This window comes from Photobacterium sp. AWH4_225, from assembly GCF_056158405.1.
Genome location: NZ_JBSWTF010000004.1, coordinates 1,091,553 through 1,112,822, shown reverse-complemented (window position 1 = coordinate 1,112,822; position 21,270 = coordinate 1,091,553). Strand labels below are relative to the sequence as shown.

At 47.5% G+C, this 21,270-nt stretch carries 16 protein-coding genes; 8 read left to right on the top strand and 8 right to left on the bottom strand.

Translation table 11 applies throughout. The features are described 5' to 3' along the window. Positions 1–106: 106 nt before the first annotated feature. Both ACXAD4_RS22260 and ACXAD4_RS22255 read left to right on the top strand, forming a co-directional pair. Positions 107–1,204: an alcohol dehydrogenase family protein gene (locus ACXAD4_RS22260; RefSeq protein ID WP_475244172.1), complete on the top strand. Its 1,098-nt coding sequence runs from the start codon at positions 107–109 to the stop codon at positions 1,202–1,204. 390 nt (positions 1,205–1,594) lie between these two features. After that, on the top strand, positions 1,595–2,008 hold the full coding sequence (locus tag ACXAD4_RS22255; protein WP_475244171.1) for a DUF2799 domain-containing protein: 414 nt from the start codon (positions 1,595–1,597) through the stop codon (positions 2,006–2,008). An 80-nt stretch (positions 2,009–2,088) separates the two neighbouring features. On the opposite strand, the gene ACXAD4_RS22250 is transcribed toward ACXAD4_RS22255, so the two are convergent. The 3 genes from ACXAD4_RS22250 to ACXAD4_RS22240 form a co-directional block, all read right to left on the bottom strand. Beyond that, positions 2,089–3,528, bottom strand: coding sequence for a glycoside hydrolase family 32 protein (locus tag ACXAD4_RS22250; RefSeq protein ID WP_475244170.1), 1,440 nt, complete (start codon positions 3,526–3,528; stop codon positions 2,089–2,091). Between the two features lie 11 nt (positions 3,529–3,539). Further along, complete coding sequence (locus ACXAD4_RS22245; RefSeq protein ID WP_475244168.1) at positions 3,540–4,949, bottom strand: PTS transporter subunit EIIC; 1,410 nt, start codon at positions 4,947–4,949, stop codon at positions 3,540–3,542. A gap of 169 nt (positions 4,950–5,118) precedes the next feature. Further along, complete coding sequence (locus ACXAD4_RS22240; RefSeq protein ID WP_475244166.1) at positions 5,119–6,096, bottom strand: LacI family DNA-binding transcriptional regulator; 978 nt, start codon at positions 6,094–6,096, stop codon at positions 5,119–5,121. A 521-nt stretch (positions 6,097–6,617) separates the two neighbouring features. Between ACXAD4_RS22240 and pflB the strand changes: the two genes are divergently transcribed. Next, positions 6,618–8,915, top strand: coding sequence for a formate C-acetyltransferase (pflB, locus tag ACXAD4_RS22235; RefSeq protein WP_475244165.1), 2,298 nt, complete (start codon positions 6,618–6,620; stop codon positions 8,913–8,915). A gap of 95 nt (positions 8,916–9,010) precedes the next feature. Here pflB and ACXAD4_RS22230 read toward each other — a convergent pair whose 3' ends face one another. The 5 genes from ACXAD4_RS22230 to ACXAD4_RS22210 form a co-directional block, all read right to left on the bottom strand. Next, complete coding sequence (locus tag ACXAD4_RS22230; protein WP_475244164.1) at positions 9,011–9,343, bottom strand: SemiSWEET transporter; 333 nt, start codon at positions 9,341–9,343, stop codon at positions 9,011–9,013. A gap of 6 nt (positions 9,344–9,349) precedes the next feature. Beyond that, positions 9,350–11,263, bottom strand: coding sequence for a beta-L-arabinofuranosidase domain-containing protein (locus ACXAD4_RS22225; RefSeq protein ID WP_475244162.1), 1,914 nt, complete (start codon positions 11,261–11,263; stop codon positions 9,350–9,352). Between the two features lie 208 nt (positions 11,264–11,471). Continuing rightward, positions 11,472–12,593: an ABC transporter ATP-binding protein gene (locus ACXAD4_RS22220; RefSeq protein WP_187460990.1), complete on the bottom strand. Its 1,122-nt coding sequence runs from the start codon at positions 12,591–12,593 to the stop codon at positions 11,472–11,474. 17 nt (positions 12,594–12,610) lie between these two features. Next, on the bottom strand, positions 12,611–13,633 hold the full coding sequence (gene lpxD, locus ACXAD4_RS22215; protein WP_222551124.1) for a UDP-3-O-(3-hydroxymyristoyl)glucosamine N-acyltransferase: 1,023 nt from the start codon (positions 13,631–13,633) through the stop codon (positions 12,611–12,613). 19 nt (positions 13,634–13,652) lie between these two features. Then, a complete protein-coding gene (locus ACXAD4_RS22210; RefSeq protein WP_222551123.1) occupies positions 13,653–14,678 on the bottom strand; it encodes a hypothetical protein in 1,026 nt (341 codons plus the stop codon). A 407-nt stretch (positions 14,679–15,085) separates the two neighbouring features. Between ACXAD4_RS22210 and ACXAD4_RS22205 the strand changes: the two genes are divergently transcribed. The 5 genes from ACXAD4_RS22205 (at position 15,086) to ACXAD4_RS22185 (ending at position 21,267) form a co-directional block, all read left to right on the top strand. Next, on the top strand, positions 15,086–16,312 hold the full coding sequence (locus ACXAD4_RS22205) for a sugar ABC transporter substrate-binding protein (RefSeq protein ID WP_475244161.1): 1,227 nt from the start codon (positions 15,086–15,088) through the stop codon (positions 16,310–16,312). Between the two features lie 19 nt (positions 16,313–16,331). Then, positions 16,332–17,615, top strand: a complete 1,284-nt coding sequence (locus ACXAD4_RS22200; protein ID WP_475244160.1) for a carbohydrate ABC transporter permease — start codon at positions 16,332–16,334, stop codon at positions 17,613–17,615. Between the two features lie 2 nt (positions 17,616–17,617). Further along, a complete protein-coding gene (locus tag ACXAD4_RS22195) occupies positions 17,618–18,454 on the top strand; it encodes a sugar ABC transporter permease (RefSeq protein WP_107298757.1) in 837 nt (278 codons plus the stop codon). Positions 18,455–18,507: 53 nt separating this feature from the next. Then, positions 18,508–20,283 (top strand): glycoside hydrolase family 13 protein, encoded by a 1,776-nt coding sequence (locus tag ACXAD4_RS22190; protein WP_475244158.1) that lies wholly within the window; start codon positions 18,508–18,510, stop codon positions 20,281–20,283. 183 nt (positions 20,284–20,466) lie between these two features. Next, complete coding sequence (locus ACXAD4_RS22185; protein WP_107298755.1) at positions 20,467–21,267, top strand: TrmB family transcriptional regulator; 801 nt, start codon at positions 20,467–20,469, stop codon at positions 21,265–21,267. Positions 21,268–21,270 lie beyond the last annotated feature (3 nt).

Genomic DNA, 21,270 nt, shown 5'->3' with positions numbered 1-21,270 from the left:
ATTTCTAAATCTATAGGTTAATTTTATTCGTTTGGCTAAATCTACAGTTCCTATTATTGTTTGGATCAAAGCCAAAGGCATTCTGAACGATGTGGGAGAGACTGTGATGACAACTTCACTGCCAAAAACGATGAAAGGCGTGGTGCTAACCGGGCATGGTGGCTTGGATAAACTGGAGCTGCGTAACGATATACCGTTACCTGAGTTGGCCGAGAACGAAGTGCTGATCAAGGTAGGTGCCTGCGCGGTGAATAATACCGATATCAATACCCGAATTGGCTGGTACTCCAAACAAGTGACGGCTGACACCAATACGGGTGGTTCAGGCGGTTTTGACACTATCGATGATCAGGATGCTAGTTGGTCGGGGATCCCACTTACCTTCCCGCGCATCCAGGGCGCAGATGTCGCCGGTCATATTGTGGCGGTAGGTGCACAAGTTGACCCGTCCCGTGTCGACGAAAGGGTGATGGTCCGTGCCATGCAGCAACACCCACACACCGATGAATCTTTCCGTTGTATCACCTTCGGCTCTGAGTGCGATGGTGGCTTTGCTGAGTACACCAAAGCGTTGGCGCAAGAAGCATTTACCGTCAACAGCAATATGACTGATGTCGAGCTGGCTTCATTCCCGTGTGCATTCTCAACCGCAGAAAATATGGTCGACCGTGCCAATGTAAAAGCCGGTGATGTGGTGTTGGTGACTGGCGCTTCTGGTGGTGTCGGGGCGGCGGCAGTCCAGCTTTCCAAACGCCGTGGTGCCAGTGTTATTGCAGTGTGCGGTGCTGACAAGCATCAGCAAGTACTTGAGATGGGCGCTGACCGCACTATTGCCCGTGGCGATAGCTTGATAGAGTCGCTTGGCACTATGGCTGTTGATGTGGTGCTTGATCTGGTCGCTGGCGAGCAATGGCCGGAACTGCCAGAGGTATTGCGCCGTGGTGGCCGTTACGCGGTAGCTGGCGCAATCGGTGGCCCGCTGACCGAGTTGGATGTACGTACTTTGTACCTCAAAGATCTGAGCTTCTTTGGCTGTACTTACCAGCAGCGACATGTGTTTGAAAACCTGGTGAGCTACATTGAAGCCGGTGAAATCAAGCCAGTCGTTTCCAACACTTATCCATTGGAGCAAATCCACCAGGCACAGGAAGATTTCCTCGCCAAGAAGTTTGTCGGCAAGTTGGTCCTGGTACCAGAGCATTAATCAAGGGTTTGCCATTAAGTAACATTTAAAATGTATCTTTATGATGTGTGGTGGTATAACATGCATTTGAAAGTTTTGTTTTTGAGTGACTTGTCACGCGCATCATAAGGAAGTTACAAAATGAGCGAAAAAATGACGTTTGCGATTATCTTTTCTGCAGCTATCTCTCTGTCGATGATCGCGCCACTTTTTATCTTTGCCTAAAGCATTCTTGCCATCGTAATTGTCTTGCTGCTGGAGACCTGCCAGCAGCGGCTTCTACCCCAGTTTATCCTTTCTTTTCGTTGGGTAACTTTGTCCTGATATCAAAAGCATACCGCCCTGTGCCATAATCACCCTTTACGGAATTTCGGTTATATTTAAGAAAATTTCTAGTTTGGATATTCATAGATGAACAACCACAAACGGATGCGTGCCTTATTGGGCGTTTCAATGGTGCTGGCTTTGAGTGCCTGCAGTGCCAATAACTATGTTGAGACATACGCCGCAGCCAATGACTGGCAGTCTCTGGGCGAGCAAGATGCGCGCAAAGGTCACCGGGTGAGGGATCTCTCTTCGCTGGTAAGTGGTGATTTGTTTGCCGCGCAGCAAAAATATTCTGTTGGCTATGAAATGGGCCGTGCTGAATACTGCGATGTTGATAACGCATGGAATTTGGGTAATTCGGGTCAAAGCTATTTCGGGATTTGCGATGGTATGCCCGATGGCAATGAGTTCAGAAGGCAGTACCAGTTTGGCTATGACGAATTCGTGTTAGAAATGGAGCGGGAAAGCTCAGCCGACGGGTTTGGTTTTGGGTATTAATTGCAGGATGCGTGCTACCTGTTGATAAGCTGATATATGTTGAAAGAAGCCAGCTTTATTTAGCTGGCTTCAGGTTTAATTTATCCGCAATACACAGAAACGTCTAACGGTAATGCTTTAGTTGCGCTAATGATGTTTGCTTCAGATTTGGTGTTAAAGACACGCAGGGAGAAGGATTTTTCCCCGCCATTGATAAACACTTCAACAAAACTGTTATCAATAAAAACGTCAATCTCTATATTTTGATCAGCTTTGATAGCAGTCTGTCGACGGTATCCATATTCTTCATCGACTTTGATAGCTAAGCCTTCACGATCAACGGCGACTTTACCACTTTGAGTATCAACAATTAGCTGCCAGCAATCATTACTGTCGCCAAAGCTGATAATTGTCTCTTCGTTACCATTTGGTACACAAGTGTTCAATCGAAAAGCAGAGGTATTTACGGTTATAGCCGTGCTTTCAGTAGATATGCTGGTTTTGAAATGAGCCAATAGCTCCGGCGCAACAAAACTCTCTAACTTGTTGCCTGTGACACGGAGTGCTCTTGGCATCGTAAGGCCATGCTTCCACATATCCTTGTCACTGTGCAAAGGTTGTTCGCCGCAACCAAACCACCCGAACATCAATGGTTGCCCCTCTTTACCTCGGAAAGTCTGAGGGGCATAGAAGTCAAACCCTGCATCGATTTCATTTTTATGCTCGATGATGAATTTGCCATTGTCGAGATCAAGTTCACCCACAAGGTACAGAGAAGCAAAACGATTGTGGAACTTGTCGCCCTGAGGGCTTAGCCCCATCGGGGAAACAATCAACACATCTTTGCCATCGACCTCCATATAGGCTGGGCATTCGAGCATATAGCCGCAATCCATATCCAAGTCTAGCGTGCCGCTGTATTGCCATGACTCCAGGTCGCCATCACTTTTGTAAACAAGGATACGACCGGTATCATCTTCGGCCCACGCACCGAGCAGCATGACATATTGCTCACCCTTTTTAAAAACGTAAGGGTCACGGATTTCACCCTTGTACCCCTCGGGTGCACCGTCGATGATTGGGTTTTTGGTTGATTTGGTAACCTTACCTTCTTTGTCCATAACCGCGAGGGCTTGTTTGGGTATTTTCCCATTTGGTGTTTTGTAATTAGCGGTATAGAACAAATACAGCAGGCCATCTTTTTCAATCGCATTGCCTGAATAGGCACCATGCTGTTCATACTCTTGATCTGGGGTGATCGCCACACCACAATCTTCCCAATTTACCAGATCTTTGGATTTAGTATGGCCCCAGTGCTTCATGCCATGGTTCGGCTCAAATGGGAACCACTGATAGAAGACATGGTACTCACCGTTGTAGTAGCTCAGTCCATTTGGATCATTCATCAAACCTGTTGGCGGGTAGATATGGAACTTTGGTAAGTATTGGCTTTGGGATACATAGTCTTCTAGTGACTCTAAATATTCCTTGTGCGCCGCTGTTACCCATGTGTATTTTTCGAATGGAAGTAATTTCATCATTATTGCCTCGGTTAACCGCTGATCTTGACGCCTTTGGTTTTGTTCCAAGTAAGAAGGAGCAAAATAGGCAATGTGAAGGCCATCAGGTTACCGATGATGTAGTAGGCAAAGACACTTGGCTCGACAATTGTCATTCCTGGTAGAACCGTGAGCGCCATGCCGTTAGCTTTGACATCCATCATCTGCATGAAGGCGCCAGATACCCATGCTGCAGCAACGGCACAGAAGAAAGGCACAACAGAGTGTTTAAGGTTAACCGCAAAGATTGCCGGCTCGGAAATACCAAATAGGGTCGGCACGAATGAAGATACCGCAACTTCTTTATCCCTATTGCGCTTGTACAGCAGGTACATACCAATTGCAGCACCACCTTGTGACAAGATAGCGACAGACCAAAGTGGCTGGATATAGTTATAGCCTGTTGTAGCAAGGATTGTCATTTCAACTGCCTGGATAGCGTGCTGAGTACCCGTCACACAAAGAGGCATCAAAATGGCAGCAAACAGACCTGCTCCGACAGCACCTAGGCCGTTGTAGAGGAAGTCAGCCAGACTACCTAGCCATTGCCCTAAGATATTGCCAATAGGCCCGAAGAGCAGGAACAGTGCCAAGCCAGATGTCAGAAGTGTCAGCGCTGGTACAAAAATAAATGAGACGACCTGAGGAACAATTTTCTGGAACTTCTTCTCAGCTAGCGACATAAATAGGGCTGTCAGGATCGCTGGGAACACCCCACCCTGGAAACCGACAATCGGCGTCTGGATACCAAGCAGGTTCCAATGCTCTGATGTTTCAGGGTTAAGCGCATGGACAAATGCATTGCCAAGTTGCGGGCTCAGCATCGCACCACCTAAAACAATACCCAATACTGGGTTACCACCAAAGCGCTTGACGGCTGAATACATGATTAGCAGCGGCAGGAATTCAAAAGTGGCAGCGATGACCCGTAAGAAAGCGCAGAAGTCATTGACCAGCTCAGAACGTTCTGCCAGCGATTGTTCCATGCCAAAGAACGCTGTTGTCAGCAGGGAGTTCAGGCCGAGGATAATCGCAGCCCCGACAAATGCTGGGATGATAGGGATGAAAATATCGGAGAATACTTTAAACCCACGTTGCAGGGCACTGAGGTTTTCCGTTCCGTCTTTCTTAACATCAGAAACCGACGCCGACTCAATTCCTGCGACGGCTAAAAATGCTTGGTAAACCTCATCGACAGTGCCTGTGCCGAAGATAACCTGCAGTTGTCCGCTGTTGGTAAAGACGCCTTTTACGCCGTCAATCTCTTCCAATGCTGACTTATCGAAGTTGTTTTGATCTTTCAGTACCAGGCGTAACCGTGTGACACAGTGCGCTGCGTTCTGAATATTTTCCTTGCCGCCAATATGGCTGATGACCTGTCCCGCGATGTCTTGGTAGTTCATTGCTGCCTCTCAAACTCAAACTTGGAACGTTCCAAGTTTTACTTGGCAAGAAGATTAACGGAGCTATTTGGGAATGTAAACGGGTGAAATGTGCGCTAGATAACAGAACGCCGAAAAATAAAAATAGCTACCATCAACAGTAAAATGATAGCTAATTGTGCAGGTTTGGTTAGCGAGTGGTTAGAGCTGGGGTAAATTCAACTGGAAAAACCTGTTCCATATCAATGGTTTCGTTATTTATCAAACCAAGTAGTGATGACACAGCGGCTTTGGCTAATCGGTCAACGGGCTGGCGGATGGTTGAAATACGCAATGTTTCGTTGCGATAGCTTTTGGCACCATCGAAGCCGATGATTTGGATATCGTCAGGGCAGGCGATGTTTTGCTTAGCCAATCCATCAATACAGTACTGGGCATAACGGTCTGTTACCGCGAAGATACCGTCAAATTGGGCTGTCTCTGTCGTTTTATCGGAAAAGAACTCATGGACTACGGTCTCAAAGTCTTCTATTTGTTCACGGCGGTAGAATAATTCGTACCGAACACCGTGCTCTTCGCAATAGGCGACAAATCCGCGTTGTCTTTTATCTACGGATATGTTCTTTTTGCTGGACTTGCCGACCAGTAACAAAGACTGGCATCCCCTTGATACCAATTCTTTGGCAGCAAGGTACCCACCATGAAAGTTATCGCTACTGATCCGGGGTATGGAATCGCTGTAGAAACGTTCGATACTCACCATTGGGATATTGGACTCGAGATAAGGGTCAATGTCACTGTATGAGATAGAGATAATCCCTTCGACTTTATTTTGCTTTGCCATTGAAAGGTATTCGAGTTCTACCCGGTAATCGTCTTGGGAATTGCAGAGGAGTAACTTGAGATCATGCTGCTTTAGCTCGAGTTGGATGTAGTGCGTGAGCTCTGAGAAAAACGGGTTCCAGATAGTGGGTAGGATGAGGACAACTGTCGAGTTACGTTGGCTCTTAAGTCCCCTGGCAAATTCATTCGGTACATACCCAAGCTCTTTGATTGCTTGCTCGACCTTGATCCGGGAATTCTCCCTGACTTTTACGTTATTAATTACATTGGAAACTGTTCCTCTGGATACACCAGCATACTTAGCGACGTCGTTGATGGTGACCACTGATCATCCTCTTACTTTTGTTGTCGCGGCTATCTTAACATGTAAGTGTTGTCACCGTGATGGAAAGCCGTCTTATTGGTAATTTTCCAGTTGCTACCAAGCTTGATCAAAGGGAGGTTATCGATAAAAGGAATATTTCGTGGTCTGTTGAGTCTGGGGTTTATCTAATTTATTCATGCTATCTCATCCTCTCCTCACGTAAGGGAACATTACAATCTCTCTGAATTTAAAGTATTGATTATTAAAAAGTAATAAATATATGCAAATAATGCATTCGAAAAATGAAAAGCATTCATTTTAATCATATTGCGATTTGTCCTACCATTCAGTCATCAAGATGAAGTGAACAAACCGAATCTAATTTGTGTATCAAGCTGTTTGATAAATAGCGTTTTAGTAATACCAGGCAGGGTGTTTTTCCAGCCTTTATTTATCAATAGCAAGATAGGTTTTGCTTTGTCTCTATTTCCGATTTTAAACAATTAAAGTCTTTCAGAACACTATTATTGTAGGTTTTAACTATGACTATTCCAACGACTGAAATGCTTCAAGCATGGAAAGGTTTTACCGCTGGCGATTGGCAAACCGAGGTCAACACCCGTGATTTCATTCAAACCAACTACACGCCGTATGAAGGGGATGAGTCATTTCTTGCTGACGCTACTGAATCGACCAATGCGCTTTGGAATAGTGTCTTAGAGGGCATCAAAGAAGAGAGCCGCACCCATGCGCCGGTTGACTTTGATACCGACCTACCTTCAACCATCATTTCCCACGATGCTGGTTATATCAATAAAGATCTGGAAACCATTGTCGGCCTGCAAACCGACAAACCGCTTAAGCGAGCGATCATTGCTAATGGCGGTATCCGCATGGTGAAAACCTCTTGTGAGGTATACGGTCGTCAGCTTGACCCGATGGTAGAAAAAACCTTTACCGAATATCGCAAGACCCACAATAAAGCGTGTTTTGATCTCTATACCAAGGATATTCTGGCTTGTCGTAAATCCGGTATTATTACCGGCCTGCCTGATGCCTATGGCCGTGGCCGAATCATCGGTGACTATCGCCGTATCGCCCTTTACGGTATTGATTTCCTAAAGGCAGACAAGCAAGAGCAAGTAAAATCGACCCAGGCATTCCTTGAGCAAGGCCAAGATCTTGAGAAGACTCTTCGCTTGCGTGAAGAGTTAGCCGATCAAATTCAGGCGCTGGAAGATATCCGCACTATGGGCCTGAAATACGGCATTGATATGTCGACGCCGGCCAAGTCTGCCCAAGAAGCTATCCAATATACATATTTCGGTTACTTGGCCGCGGTCAAATCACAAAACGGCGCGGCGATGTCGCTGGGTCGTACCTCGACTTTCCTTGATGTCTACATTGAAAGGGATTTGGCCAATGGGATGATCAATGAGTCACAGGCTCAGGAGCTGGTGGACCACTTCATCATGAAACTGCGCATGGTGCGCTTCCTGCGTACTCCAGATTATGATTCGCTGTTCTCTGGCGATCCTATCTGGGCAACTGAGGCCATGGCTGGTATGGGTGTCGACGGCCGTACCCTGGTCAGCAAAACCACCTTCCGTTACTTGCATACGCTATACAACATGGGCCCAGCCCCTGAGCCAAATATGACGGTATTGTGGTCAGAGCAACTGCCTGAGGCTTTCAAGAAATATGCGGCGAAAGTCTCTATCGATACCTCATCGCTGCAGTATGAAAATGATGACTTGATGCGCCCAGACTTTAACAATGATGACTATGCCATTGCCTGTTGCGTCAGCCCGCAGATCGTCGGTAAGGACATGCAGTTCTTCGGCGCACGCGCCAACTTGGCAAAAGCGTTGCTCTACACCATCAACGGTGGGGTTGATGAAAAATCGAAAGTGCAGGTGGGTCCGAAGCAGGCACCGATTGCCGATGAAACCTTGGACTTCGACAGCTTGATGCCTCGTTTTGATGAAATACTCGATTGGCTGGCAACCCAGTATGTGACGGCACTGAACATCATTCATTACTCGCACGACCGTTACAGTTACGAAGCTTCCCTGATGGCACTGATGGACCGCGATGTGAAACGTACCATGGCCTGCGGGATCGCCGGTTTGTCGGTAGTTGCCGATTCGCTGGCTGCGATTAAGTTTGCCAAGGTAAAGCCTATCCGTGATGAAGACGGCTTGGCGGTGGATTTCGAGATCGACGGTGACTACCCGAAATTCGGTAATAACGACGCTCGAGTGGATGATATTGCCTGTGATCTGGTTGAGCGCTTCATGAAGAAGATCCAGAAGATGAGCATGTACCGTGAAGCGACGCCAACACAGTCTATCCTGACTATCACCTCTAATGTGGTGTACGGCAAGAAGACCGGTAATACGCCAGATGGCCGCCGCGCCGGTATGCCGTTTGGCCCTGGTGCTAACCCGATGCATGGTCGGGATCAAAAAGGGGCGGTCGCTTCGCTGACGTCTGTTTCGAAACTGCCGTTTGCTTTTGCCAAAGACGGTATCTCGTATACATTCTCGATTGTGCCAAATGCATTGGGCAAAAATAGCGAGACCCAGAAGCAAAACTTGGCAGCGCTGATGGACGGCTATTTCCATCATGAAGCGGGCGAGCATGGGGGAGGCGTTGAAGGTGGGCAGCACCTGAACGTCAACGTGATGAACCGTGACATGTTGCTAGATGCTGTCGAGCACCCAGAGAAATACCCGCAGCTAACGATCCGGGTATCGGGTTATGCGGTGCGCTTTAACTCGCTGACCAAAGAGCAGCAGCAGGATGTGATAACCCGTACCTTTACCGAAAAAATGTAAGGGCTCAAAAAACATTGTCGAAAAATAACAAGCTGTGACTACCTGGCTACTTGCTAGCTAAGTTTGGCCTGCCTTCGAGCAGGCCTTTTTTATATTTACTGTGGGCGTTCGTTAAGTTTCATAACCAGAATCACCATTGATAACAGCAAGGTAATTGCATTGGCCAGCATCACAGGGGTGTCATTGACCTTCATGCCATAGATAAACCAGCAAAAGACCCCGAAAACCATCAGCGCATACATGTGCAATGAGATACTTTGAGTATCTTTGGAGCGGATAATCTTGATGACCTGAGGTAGGTAGGCAAGGGTTGTACAGCATGCCGCCAAACTGCCCAATGCCGCCAGGCTATAATCCGCTACCCATAGAGAAAGTGTTGCCAATACCGAACCGCAAATTATGCTGACTGTGAGCGTTTTCGTATCCATGTCGCGTTACCATGCCTTTGGTTTGAAAGTGACCTGACGCAAGATATGCGCGGCCATAGGTTGCAGGACAAAGTGCTGTCCTTGGTATCCGAGGTTAGTACGGAGCGGAGTGTAGTGCCCCCAAGGGAGGGCAGCTGTTGCCTCGTGACTGGCCAGTTCGGTGTGAGGGTTGTGGTTGAGTTCAACCGGCAGCCAACCATTTTCCGTCTGGTAGCAGCGCTCTTGGAATGGCGCAAGAGGCAGCTGTTTGTCGATGGTTTCGAGAGCTTTGATCGGCAAGCCGTAAACCAACGGACCGTAGCGGAAGTAATGGTCGCCCAAGTTGTCAGTACATAGCTGCGGCTGGGTATTGAACTGGATTTCAATCCTTTGTCCCTGCCACTTTTCATTTATCTCGAACCAGCCTTCACCCAGTTCGACATTAGCCCCTTTGACACTGACCCCTTTAGCCCAACCCGGCAGGCGGCAGCGCAGTGTTGCTTGGACCGGTGTGTCGGCAGAAAACAGCAACACGATACTATGGTCGGCAGGGTAGTTGGTTTGCTCGGAAATCGTCAGGCGCTTGCCGTTGATTTCGGTTGTAAACTCATTTGGTCCGTATAGCGGCTTGATGATGGTGTCTTCTTGCTGCATCCACATCGCTTTGAGGTAGTACGGATAGATTCGCCCGGCATTAGGGACGCAGCAGACTGCTGCTTCCTGGTGGGTTGGGGAATATTTATAGCGGGTTTGGACCTCATGGGCAGTACAGCCATCACTATGGACACCGGCCTCGCCAAGCATCGAATAGGAGTTGTCGGTTTTCAGGTAGGCAATCCCCATTCCGTCTGGGTGGCGGGCACCTTGCGCGGCATTAAATAGCATATTTTCAATATGATCGGCCCAGCTGAACTCGCCGGTTTTTTGCAGCATGTGGGTAAACCCATCGAGCAACTCATGAATTGAGCAATACTCATAGCCGACTTGGGTGGCATTGGCCTGTTTGCCCAAGATAAATTCGTCACCAATTGGGGCGCCCGACGGGGTGAGGTAATCCGGCAATCGACCGACAAAGGCTTCAAGACCAGCCTTGAGATCTTTGCTGCCGGTGGCGAAGTAAGCCGTTAGCAGCGGGCGAAGATGCTCCCAAGTGTGGACTGCATGCCCTTGGTAGCGGTAATCCGGGTCAAGCAGTGCATCAAGCTGGATGTCGATGTCGCACAGTGGGTAGCGGCAGTAATCGCGGTAGAGGAAATGGGCATAATCGAGATATTGCTGTTTGCCGGTGAGTTGGTAGAGCCTGTCCAGTACATCGGTAAATACCAAACCATGGCCAACACCCGCATAGGATTCGGTGACATCGAAGGGCTTGCTTTCATTGATCGGCCATGCCGACATGGTTCGCTCGACAGCTTTGATCACCCTATCGAGTACATCTTGGTTCTGGGTCAATTCGTAGTAGGCGATGAGCACCCTGAACATAGCGGCTTGTGCCCACAATTCGCCGTTCTCGCCTTTCGTCTGATAGCGCAAGTCAGGGGCATAAATTCCGATATAGCCATCGTCATCCTGGGTTGAAAGGATATGGTCGATATAGCGGTGGACTTTGTTTTGCTGCTCTTCGGTACCGACTAACATGGCATGGCGGACAAATCCATCCCACCAGTTGGACTGGGTCTCGGCGTTCCACCACAGGTATTGCACCTCCCAGTCGGCATCTTGGGCAATAGACCCGACGTCCTTGGCTTTGTCTGCGAGGGTTCTGCGGTGCTCGCCATAAATATCATCTTCGGTGATCAGCTCTGGCACTAGTTGGTCAAGGTGACCGACAAAACCTTGGTTGAGGTCAAATTGCATTTGCTCGGCTAGCCAACCGCTTGGGCGAATGTGTTTGCAGGTCAGCCATTGAAAAGCCTGGGGTAGGGGACGGGCGTTTGCCATGTTGGATCCTTTTCTCATTGGGGGTGAATGATAAAGCCGCTTAAATTTACTCATGCGTAGCCCATGCCAATAAGTGAACCTTCGCGGCTATATCCAAGCTGCGAATAAATGTTTGGGAATTAGGCTAATTTATTAAATATTTAATTTTATTGCTGCGAGGCAAAAGAAAGAGAGTGTCTAACTCCCTTTCTTTTCAATTATTTTTTATTTATAGCGATATATTCTCATCTGTTTCGCCATCAAATACATGACAGAAACTGGTATCTAAATTGAAATAAAAACTCTTACCGATATCTGAGGTGGAAATATCAACACATGACACACGGGCAATAATGACATTCGCACCAACTCGGAAATGTAGATATTTTTCATTACCCATATTTTCGACCACCGCCAACTTACCCTCAATCACATTGAGGTCCGTTTTGTTTTTGGCAATGCTGATATGTTCGGGGCGGATCCCGAAGCATACTTTGCTATCGGTATGTTGCTTGAGTGCGTGGGTTTTGTTCGATGGAATCACCACTTGCTGCCCCGGGGCCATTTCAATGTAATAGTTGCCGTCCTGTTCGCGCAACGCAGTATCTACCAAGTTCATGGCTGGCGAACCGATAAAGCCGGCAACGAACTTATTGGCCGGGAAGTTGTAGAGGTTTGCCGGTGTGTCGACCTGCATGATTTGGCCTTGGTTCAATACGCAAATACGGTCTCCCAGCGTCAGCGCCTCGGTTTGGTCATGGGTAACGTAAATCATGGTTGCCGGGTTGCCTTCTTCTTTGAGGGATTGGTGAAGCTGGGCAATTTTGACTCGCATCGAAACCCTTAGCTTGGCATCGAGGTTGGAAAGCGGTTCATCGAACAGGAACACATCCGGTTTGCGGACAATGGCACGCCCTACCGCAACACGCTGGCGCTGGCCACCAGACATCTCTTTCGGTTTGCGGTCTAGCAAATCAGTGATTTCGAGCTTTTCGGCGGCCTCTGTAACCCTTTGCTTGATTTCTTCTTTCGACTTGCCTTGCATCTTCAAGCCAAAAGCCATGTTGTCAAAGACCGTCTTGTGAGGGTAAAGGGCGTAGTTCTGGAATACCATGGCAATCCCACGGTCTTTCGGGGCAAGGTCATTGACAACTTTCTGCCCGATGCGAATTTCACCGCCGGTGATATCCTCAAGCCCGGCGACCATGCGCAGGGTGGTTGATTTTGCGCAACCTGAAGGACCGACAAAAACCATGAATTCACCGTCTTGGATATCAAGGTCAATACCATGCACTGCCTTGAAGCCGTTTTCGTATTCTTTTTCTACTTTACGTAGGCTTACCGTCGCCATGAATTACTCCGAAAATCTTATTTAAAATTAAAAATCTTGCTGAACCAGCCTGCTTGCGGGGCGGGTTCGCTGGAATGTAGGGCTCGCTGCTCGGGTTGTTCGCTTTTCTTTATCAAGGAGTTCAGTGCGGCGAGGGTCTTTAGGTATTGTTTGGTGTCACGCGCAGGGTAACCCGACAGATGACTGTTGTCCGGGCAAGAACGGGTCACTCCAGCTTGTGCTTTGATCCGGGTATTGTGGCCAATTTTGATCCCGCCGGTAATGCCGACCTGGCCATGGATAATGACGTTATCCCCAACCTCTGTCCAACCGGCAATACCAACTTGTGATATCAGTAGGCAGTGTCGGCCAATTTTGACATCGTGGCCTATTTGGATCAGGTTATCGAGTTTGCTGCCGGCACCGATCACGGTGTTGCCGATAGTGCCGCGGTCAATGGTGTTGTTGCAGCCAATGTCGACATTGTCCTCGATGACCACGCGGCCAATACTCTCGAGCCGGATGTAATCGCCCCGTTCGTCGGTCAGGTACTCGAAACTATAGTTGCCGATAGAGCAATTGGAATCGATAGTGACGTTATCGCCAATGATGGTGCCTTCTTTGATCACCGTATTGGCGTGAATAGCGACATTGTTGCCAATCTTTACGCCATTCATGATTTTGACCCCGGGTTTAAAGTGGCAGCCTTCACCGATAGATGTGTATTTACCGATGTAGACACCTTCGATGTCCGAGGTGTTACCCTGATCGTCGAGGCGGTATTGCGACACCTTGAACCAAGTCAGAAAGTGATTGATGAGCTTGGCGTCAAGTTGGTTGATAGCGATGACAGTGGCCTGAGTATCCTGGCGGATTGACTCCGGTCCGATGATGACATCGGCTAAACAGGAAGCGACTTTTTTGAGGTCACCGGGCTGGCGGATAATAGCCAATCCTCCTTGGGTAGGAGAGTCGAGTTCGACAATGCTGTCGACATTGATATCCGTATTGCCTATTACAGTGCCTTGTAGGATCTCGGCAATGTCGGTGACCTTTATCATAATGTTGTTTCCTGTAGGGTTAGAAGCGGTACTGAGCCATCAGCTTGAGCTTGTTGTATTCTTCATGGCCGTTGCCGATTTTCTCGTTGCCTGTCCATTCCGCTTTTGCATCTTTGTCTTCATTGAAGATTTCCACTTCGCCACTGACAGACCAGTTTTTGAAGTTATGCTGATAACCGACCGTGGTTTTGTTCACTGTACCAAAGTAACTATCGCCATTGGTCTGGGTCGTTGTTTTCTCACTGTAGCGCTGTTTCACGAATAGGCGACCACCAAAATCGAAGCTATAGGCTAGCTCTGGCTCAATGTACCACTCTTCAAAGTTCTCTAGGAAGGAACCGTCTCGGCCATCGGTATCTTTGTCTTCGTAATAGAATTCAACGCCAGCGAAGAACTTACCGAAGCTTTTGTAGGGCTTGAATAGGACTTTGTAGTAGGTGGTATCTTTGTCGCCCCATAACCCGGCGTCCAGCGAGTTAGTCTCGTTGGTCATGCCGTAGCTCAATTCAGAGTAGAAACCCCCTTTCCAGTCATTGTTCCAATAACCGAGGAAGGTGTAGAGCTCATGCTGGTCCTGTGTCAGGTCACCTTTGGTGTTGCCCTGGTTGCGGTCACTGCGTTCAAATTCCGTCGCCCAGCCCAAGCCGGTACTGAAACCACGGCCAAGGCCCCGGTTATAGCGCAGGTTGGTTGATACCTGGAAGCCGTCATCGATTTGGGAGAAGGAGCCGTCTGCGGTGCGCCATTTATTCTGGATTTGCTTCAGCGAGTAGTTCAGCGATACCGGAAGTTCTTTGTTGTAGAGGAAACCGGTAATAATGCTGTTCTCGGTGTATTCATTTTTCCCGATCAGGCTACCGTCTTCGTTGTAGGCTTTTTTGTCTTCTTTCTCGAAGAAAGCCCCAATGCTACCCCCTGTACCGTCAACGATGGTTGCAAAAAAGTCTTGCTCTGCAGAGTCTGGACTGGTTGAAAAAGTATCAGCCACTGCATTTGAAGCAAACATCGCATTTGCAACGAGTACGGACAAGATTGTCTTGTTCATTCTGTTTAGTTCCTTGCTAGACAAATGTAATTTTTTGGTGGTGGTACAGGGTGTACTACTATGTTTATTGATGTTGGTTTTTTAGTCACTGCAATGTTGTGAATTCTGTGATCTATATCTTTTCTGTTGGCTACGAAGTTTGAGCGAGATCTCAATAATTCTTCGCGTTGGTATTTTTAAGAGTTATCGAATAAGTGGAATTTAAATTGTCGGGGCGTACTGAAAATATCGATGTAAATAGGCAGCCCTTCTTTTATCCGCCTATATAAAAAAACACCCAATTAATGACTGCAGTCACAAAAAGAGAAAATCACTATCAGAGAGTGGTTGACCTTTATTTCACCTATACGCTCTAATTGGAAGTACAGGGTGTACTACTAATCGTGAAATGCAGAAAGGAACTAAAAATGAATAAAGCCATCTTACCCGCATTAATTGCCTCAGTATGTATAAGCGGATCGGTACTGGCCCAGGAGATTGTCCCTGAAGCTGATGCAAAACTGATGATTTGGGCGGACCATGGTGCCAGCTCTCAGTTCATGCAGTACGCCGCTGAACAGTTCAACCAGCAAAATGATTATGATGTGGAGTTCACCTTCCGCTCGCTCTCACCTGTTGATACGACAACCCGCCTTATCCAAGATGGCGGTACGACAGCCGTCGGCGATGTGGTTGAAGTCGAGCACGATACACTGGGACGCCTAGTTGTTGCCGGTGGCGTAATGGAAAACCTAGTTAGCGCTGAGCGTATCGAAAGCGACTTTATCTCCAGTGCCGCTGCAGCCGCCAAGATCAATGGAGAGAGTTATGGCTTCCCTGTCTCGTTTGCAACAGTCACTATGTTTTATAACAAGGACTTGTTAGCAGAAACCCCAACATCTTTCGAGCAGCTTATTGAGTTTGCGAAAGAATTTAATCAGCCTGGCCGACAGCAATATAGCTTGCTGTGGGATGTTCAGAACTATTACGAGTCACGAATGTTTTTTGCCATGAAGGGCGGCTATGAGTTCGGTGACAATGGTGCCAATGCTAAAGACTTGGGAATTGCCAACGAAGGGGCAGTTGCCGGTTTAACCTCAATGCTCAAGCTAAAAGCGGCCAATGGCGCAAACCCTGCCGATATCCGTGACCCGCAGGTGCGTCGTGGTTTGTTCCAGGAAGGTAAAGTGGCGGCCATTATCGATGGTCCGTGGGCCGCGCCTGGTTATGAAAAGTCCGGTATCAACCTGGGTGTTGCTCCAATCCCGACCCTTGATGGCCACCACCCGCGCACATTCTCTACTGTCCGCCTAGCGGTTGTCTCTGCTTTCACCGAGTACCCTCGAGCGGCCCAGCTATTTGCTGACTTCGTCTCTTCCGAGGAGATGGCCAAGAAACGTTTTGAGATGACTGGGGCTATTCCGCCGGTTGAAACTGTGATGAATGATGTTGCAGACGAAGCCGATGAGCTTACCCAGGCGATGATCCAGCAGGGTTTCTATTCAGATGCCATGCCATCTATTCCTGAAATGGGCTACATCTGGCAGCCAATGGCTGCGGCAGTCACTGATATTTGGAATAACGGCGGCAATGTTGAAGGTGCTTTGAACCGTGCTGAAAGAATTATCGAACAGCAGATTTCAATGCAGCAATAACTAACCTTAGGTAGCCGGTATGCAATTAACTGCGAGAGTTGAGGCGCTCAATGCGCCTATCTCCCTCCTTGTGATGGGGGGGAGCCAAATAAAAAATGGTGCCTATTTACGGGGGTTCACATTCCTGCTTATCCAATTGGCCTTTCTGTATTTTGCCGTGGATTTATTGGCGGCAGCAAAAGGGCTGATCACTCTGGGCGAAGTGGCCCAGCAGCGTAAAGGGTTCGATATTATCCAAGGTGACAATTCCATCTTTATGTTGGTAGAAGGGGTTGTGTCACTGCTCTTAATTGGGCTGTTTGCCTTGGTGTACGTTGCCAACGTCAAAGATGCTCGCCATTTGGTGCCAGAGACATTGAGCCTCAAGCAGCAACTGGTAAAGGCCTATGAAAAGCACTTTGCTTTTATGATGCTGTCACCGGCTGCCGCGGCAACTTTGCTGTTCATCATCCTGCCAATTGCCATTACGGTAATGGTGGCGTTTACCAACTACTCTGCGCCGAACCATATCCCACCACGGAACCTGGTGGACTGGGTTGGCTTCAGGAATTTTGTTGCCCTCTTCGAACTTGATATTTGGTCCGGCACTTTCTTTGGGGTGGCAACATGGACCGTCACCTGGGCTGTATGTGCAACAGTGGCGACGTTTGGTTTTGGCTTCCTGCTTGCGCTTGCCGTTGAAAACAAGGACATCAAGTTTAAGAAAGCCTGGCGCCTTATTTTTATCTTGCCTTACGCTATACCGGCATTCGTATCGCTATTGGTATTTAGGTTATTGCTTAACGGGGTGGGGCCGGTCAACAACTTGCTTAACGGCATGGGGTTTGATTCTATCGCTTTCCTATCCGACCCGTTTATTGCCAAAATTACGGTAATCTTGGTCAGTGTCTGGGCGAGCGCACCCTACTTCATGCTGATGATATCTAGCGCTATGACCAATATCCCAGCAGATCTTTATGAGGCGGCTGAGGTTGACGGTGCCAGTAAATTACAGCAGTTCTGGGAAATAACCTTACCTATGGTTCTAAGCCAATTGGCACCATCACTGGTAATGACGTTCGCCCATAACTTTAATAATTTCGGTGCTATTTACCTGCTTACCGAGGGCGGGCCGATTAATCCAGATTACAGGTTTGCGGGTCATACCGATATCTTGATCACTTGGATATATAAGCTGACTCTTGACTTCCAGCAGTATCATATTGCAGCGGTCGTTTCGATTGTGATTTTCCTCTTCTTGTCAACGATAGCTATCTGGCAGTTCAGAAGAATGAAATCATTCAAAGAAGATGTAGGTATGTAATTATGGCAAGTAATAAACCCTTAAAAACAAGTACGGTATTTGTCTATATATTCTTGACGTTAAATGCCCTGGCAGTGCTTGCCCCTGTTATCTGGACCGTAATGGCATCATTCAAACCAGGTACGAATTTATTTTCGACAAGCTTTTCCGGTTTCGATTTTACTTTGGAACATTACCGGACTCTGCTAAATGATACGCCTTATATCCAGTGGTATAAAAATACCTTCTGGTTGGCCATTGCAAATATGCTTATTTGCTTGGTACTGGTGACCATCACGGCATTTACGTTTTCGCGCTATCGTTTCAAGGGCAAGCGTAACGTCATGCTAAGCATCCTTGTGTTGCAGATGTTCCCAGCGTTCCTTTCGATGACAGCAATCTATGTGTTGTTATCCAAGCTAAATCTGATTGATAGTTACTGGGGGCTGTTGCTGGTCTATGTAACGGGGAGCCTACCTTTCCTGTCATGGTTGGTAAAAGGGTATTTCGATGCGATACCGACATCGCTAGACGAAGCGGCAAAAATAGATGGTGCCGGTCACTTTACGATATTTTTCGAGATTATATTACCGCTGGCCAAACCTATTTTAGTCTTCGTCGCATTAATGTCGTTCACAGCGCCTTGGATGGACTTTATTTTGCCGACATTGATCTTACGTAGCGAAGAAAAAATGACATTGGCAATTGGTATTTTCAGCTGGATAAGAACGGGTACGGCGGAAAACTTTACCTTATTTACCGCAGGTGCCTTATTGGTTGCCGTCCCTATTACTCTATTGTTTGTTGCTACCCAAAAACATATTGCCAAAGGCCTTGTGAGTGGCGCTGTAAAAGAATAATTCAAAGGCATACCAATTAATCAGGTATGCCAGTAAAAAATTAGGAAAAAATGATGATAACGAAAAGCTCTATTGTGCATACGCCAAAGAGTGCGGATGCTTACGCCTTTAATAAAGAGACATTACACCTGAGATTGCGCACGGCAATAAATGAAGTCGAAAAAGTAACTCTGTGGATCGGTGACCCATACCACTGGGCCGAAGGCGGCTTGGACGGCGGTAACCTCGGTGGCAGTGAAGCCCATGGCTGGGTCGGTGGCAATGAAGTGAAGATGTCGCTGGAAGGGCAGACAGAGCACCATGACCATTGGTTTGCTGAGTTTACGCCACCCAAACGCCGCTCGCGCTACGGTTTTATTTTGCATGGCAAGACGGGTGAGAAGCTTGTATATGGTGAAAAGCGTATCGTCGATATCTCTGATCCGGCGGTTGAAGAAGTCGAGATGAGTAATATCAGTAACTTCTTCTGTTTTCCTTATATCAATCCCCGTGATGTGCTGGAGACACCGCAATGGGTTGAAAATACCATCTGGTACCAGATTTTCCCGGAGCGCTTTGCTAACGGTCGCCCTGAGATTTCCCCTGCCGGTGTCCAACCGTGGGGGACCGAGCCGACCGAGCACAACTTCATGGGCGGCGATCTATGGGGTGTTATCGACAAGTTGGATTACCTGCAGGATCTTGGCGTCAATGGTTTGTATTTCTGCCCAATCTTTACGGCTAATTGCAACCACAAGTACGATACCGTCGATTACTACAACGTTGATCCGCACTTCGGAGGCAATGAAGCGTTTAAGGCATTGGTGAAGGAAGCCCACCGCCGTGGTATGAAAATTATGCTGGATGCGGTCTTCAATCATATTGGTGACAAGTCACCACTTTGGCTGGATGTGGTAGAAAAAGGTCAAGATTCCAAATATGCCGATTGGTTCTGGATCAATGAATTCCCGGTATATCCAGATACGCCAAAAGATCAATGGGATTTTTGGAACTTCAATTATGAAACCTTTGCCAATGTACTGGAGATGCCAAAGCTAAATACCGAAAACGAAGAGTGCCGCGCGTACCTGTTGGATGTTGCCCGCCACTGGGTTGAAGAATTTGATATTGATGGCTGGCGCTTGGATGTTGCCAATGAGGTGGATCACGAGTTCTGGCGTGACTTCCGCAAGGTCGTCAAAGGGGTCAAGCCTGATTGTTACATCCTGGGTGAAATCTGGCATGAAGGCATGGCATGGCTGCGGGGTGAACAATATGATTCATTGATGAATTACCCGATGACCCAAGCTATCACCGACTTCTTTGCCCACAACCTGTCGGACAAGCAAGGCTTTATCAATGATGTCAGCCGCTCTTACATGTCTTACCCGCGCAATGTGAACAAGGCTATGTTCAACCTGCTTGATAGCCATGATACTTCACGGATCATTTCCCTTTGCGGCGGTGACAAGGCCAAAGCCAAATTGGCTTACCTGTTCATGTTTACCCAAGTCGGATCGCCTTGTATCTACTACGGTGGCGAAGTGGGAATGGACGGTGACCGCGGTATGAGTTACGACAAAAACCGCCGCTGTATGGTTTGGGATGAAAACAAGCAGGATCTGGAGTTCCGTCAGTTTATCCAGCAGATGATCCAGTTACGTTTGAGCCATCCTGAATTGAATGACCCTTCCATTTCTTGGGTCGATGCGGCTGATGAGCAGTGTATTGCATACCAGCGTGGCCGTTTGACGTTTGTCCTGAATAACTCAGACAGCGCAAAGGCAGTCCAAATCGGCCTACAGCAAGTAGAACTTGAACCTTACGGCTATCAAATTCTAGGGCTTTAACCGTGTTGGGGGGAATTATCCCCCCGACTTGATATCAATCGGCATTTTCGCTGGGTGCCTATTGCTATCGAGTTAAATCACTGAATGTGATTGGGCACGAACAATTAGTGGTACGGCTTGGACGCCTCTGTGACTTAGTGATATTCTAAAGGGCTGATTGTGAATAGCTTTAAAGGACAAATTGTGCCAGATCTCGTGACTAAACTGATGGACTTCGGGTTTACTAAAACGGATGCACTCGTGTACATCAACTTGCTGAAAAATGGCCGGGCAAGTGGTTATAAAATTGCTAAAGAAATTTCACTTTCCCGTTCATCGGTATATTCATCTATCGATAACCTTTACAACAATGGTTACATCTTCATGTCGGAAGGTGATACCAAGGAGTATGAGGCGAAGTCTCCTGACCTTATCTTCAGCCAAATCGAGAAAAAGACGGTTGAAAATATCAGCATCCTGAAAAAAGAACTTTCCAAGATGATGCTGCAGGAAGAGAAGGAGTTTATCTACAACCTGACGGGCTATGACAACCTGGTGCAGAGAGCTAGGGAGATGATCAGTCAGGCAAAAGTGGAGATCTATCTCAACTCAGATTTCAGGCTGGGTATTTTCGGCGATGAAATTTGTCAGGCTATCGAGCGTGGTGTTCGGATCATTTGCTTCTCGTTTAACCGCATTGAAACGCCGCACGAAAAGGTGGAGCTTTATTCCCGCTTTGACAAAGACGAAGATTTATATCCATCTCACCGCTTCATGATGGTTGTCGATATGTCACAAGCACTTATTTTTTCTCACCGTGAGGAAAGTGAAGGGCTTTATACCAATAACCGCTTGATGGTGAAAATGACAGCAGAGCATTTTCACAATGATATCTATTTGACTGAATTTGAAAAGTCATCGGATATTCAACCTGTTCGTATTAGAACCATTCATGAGCAAACCAATGAAATGGTTCAAGACCAATTAAATTTACCTAAGGATTAAGGT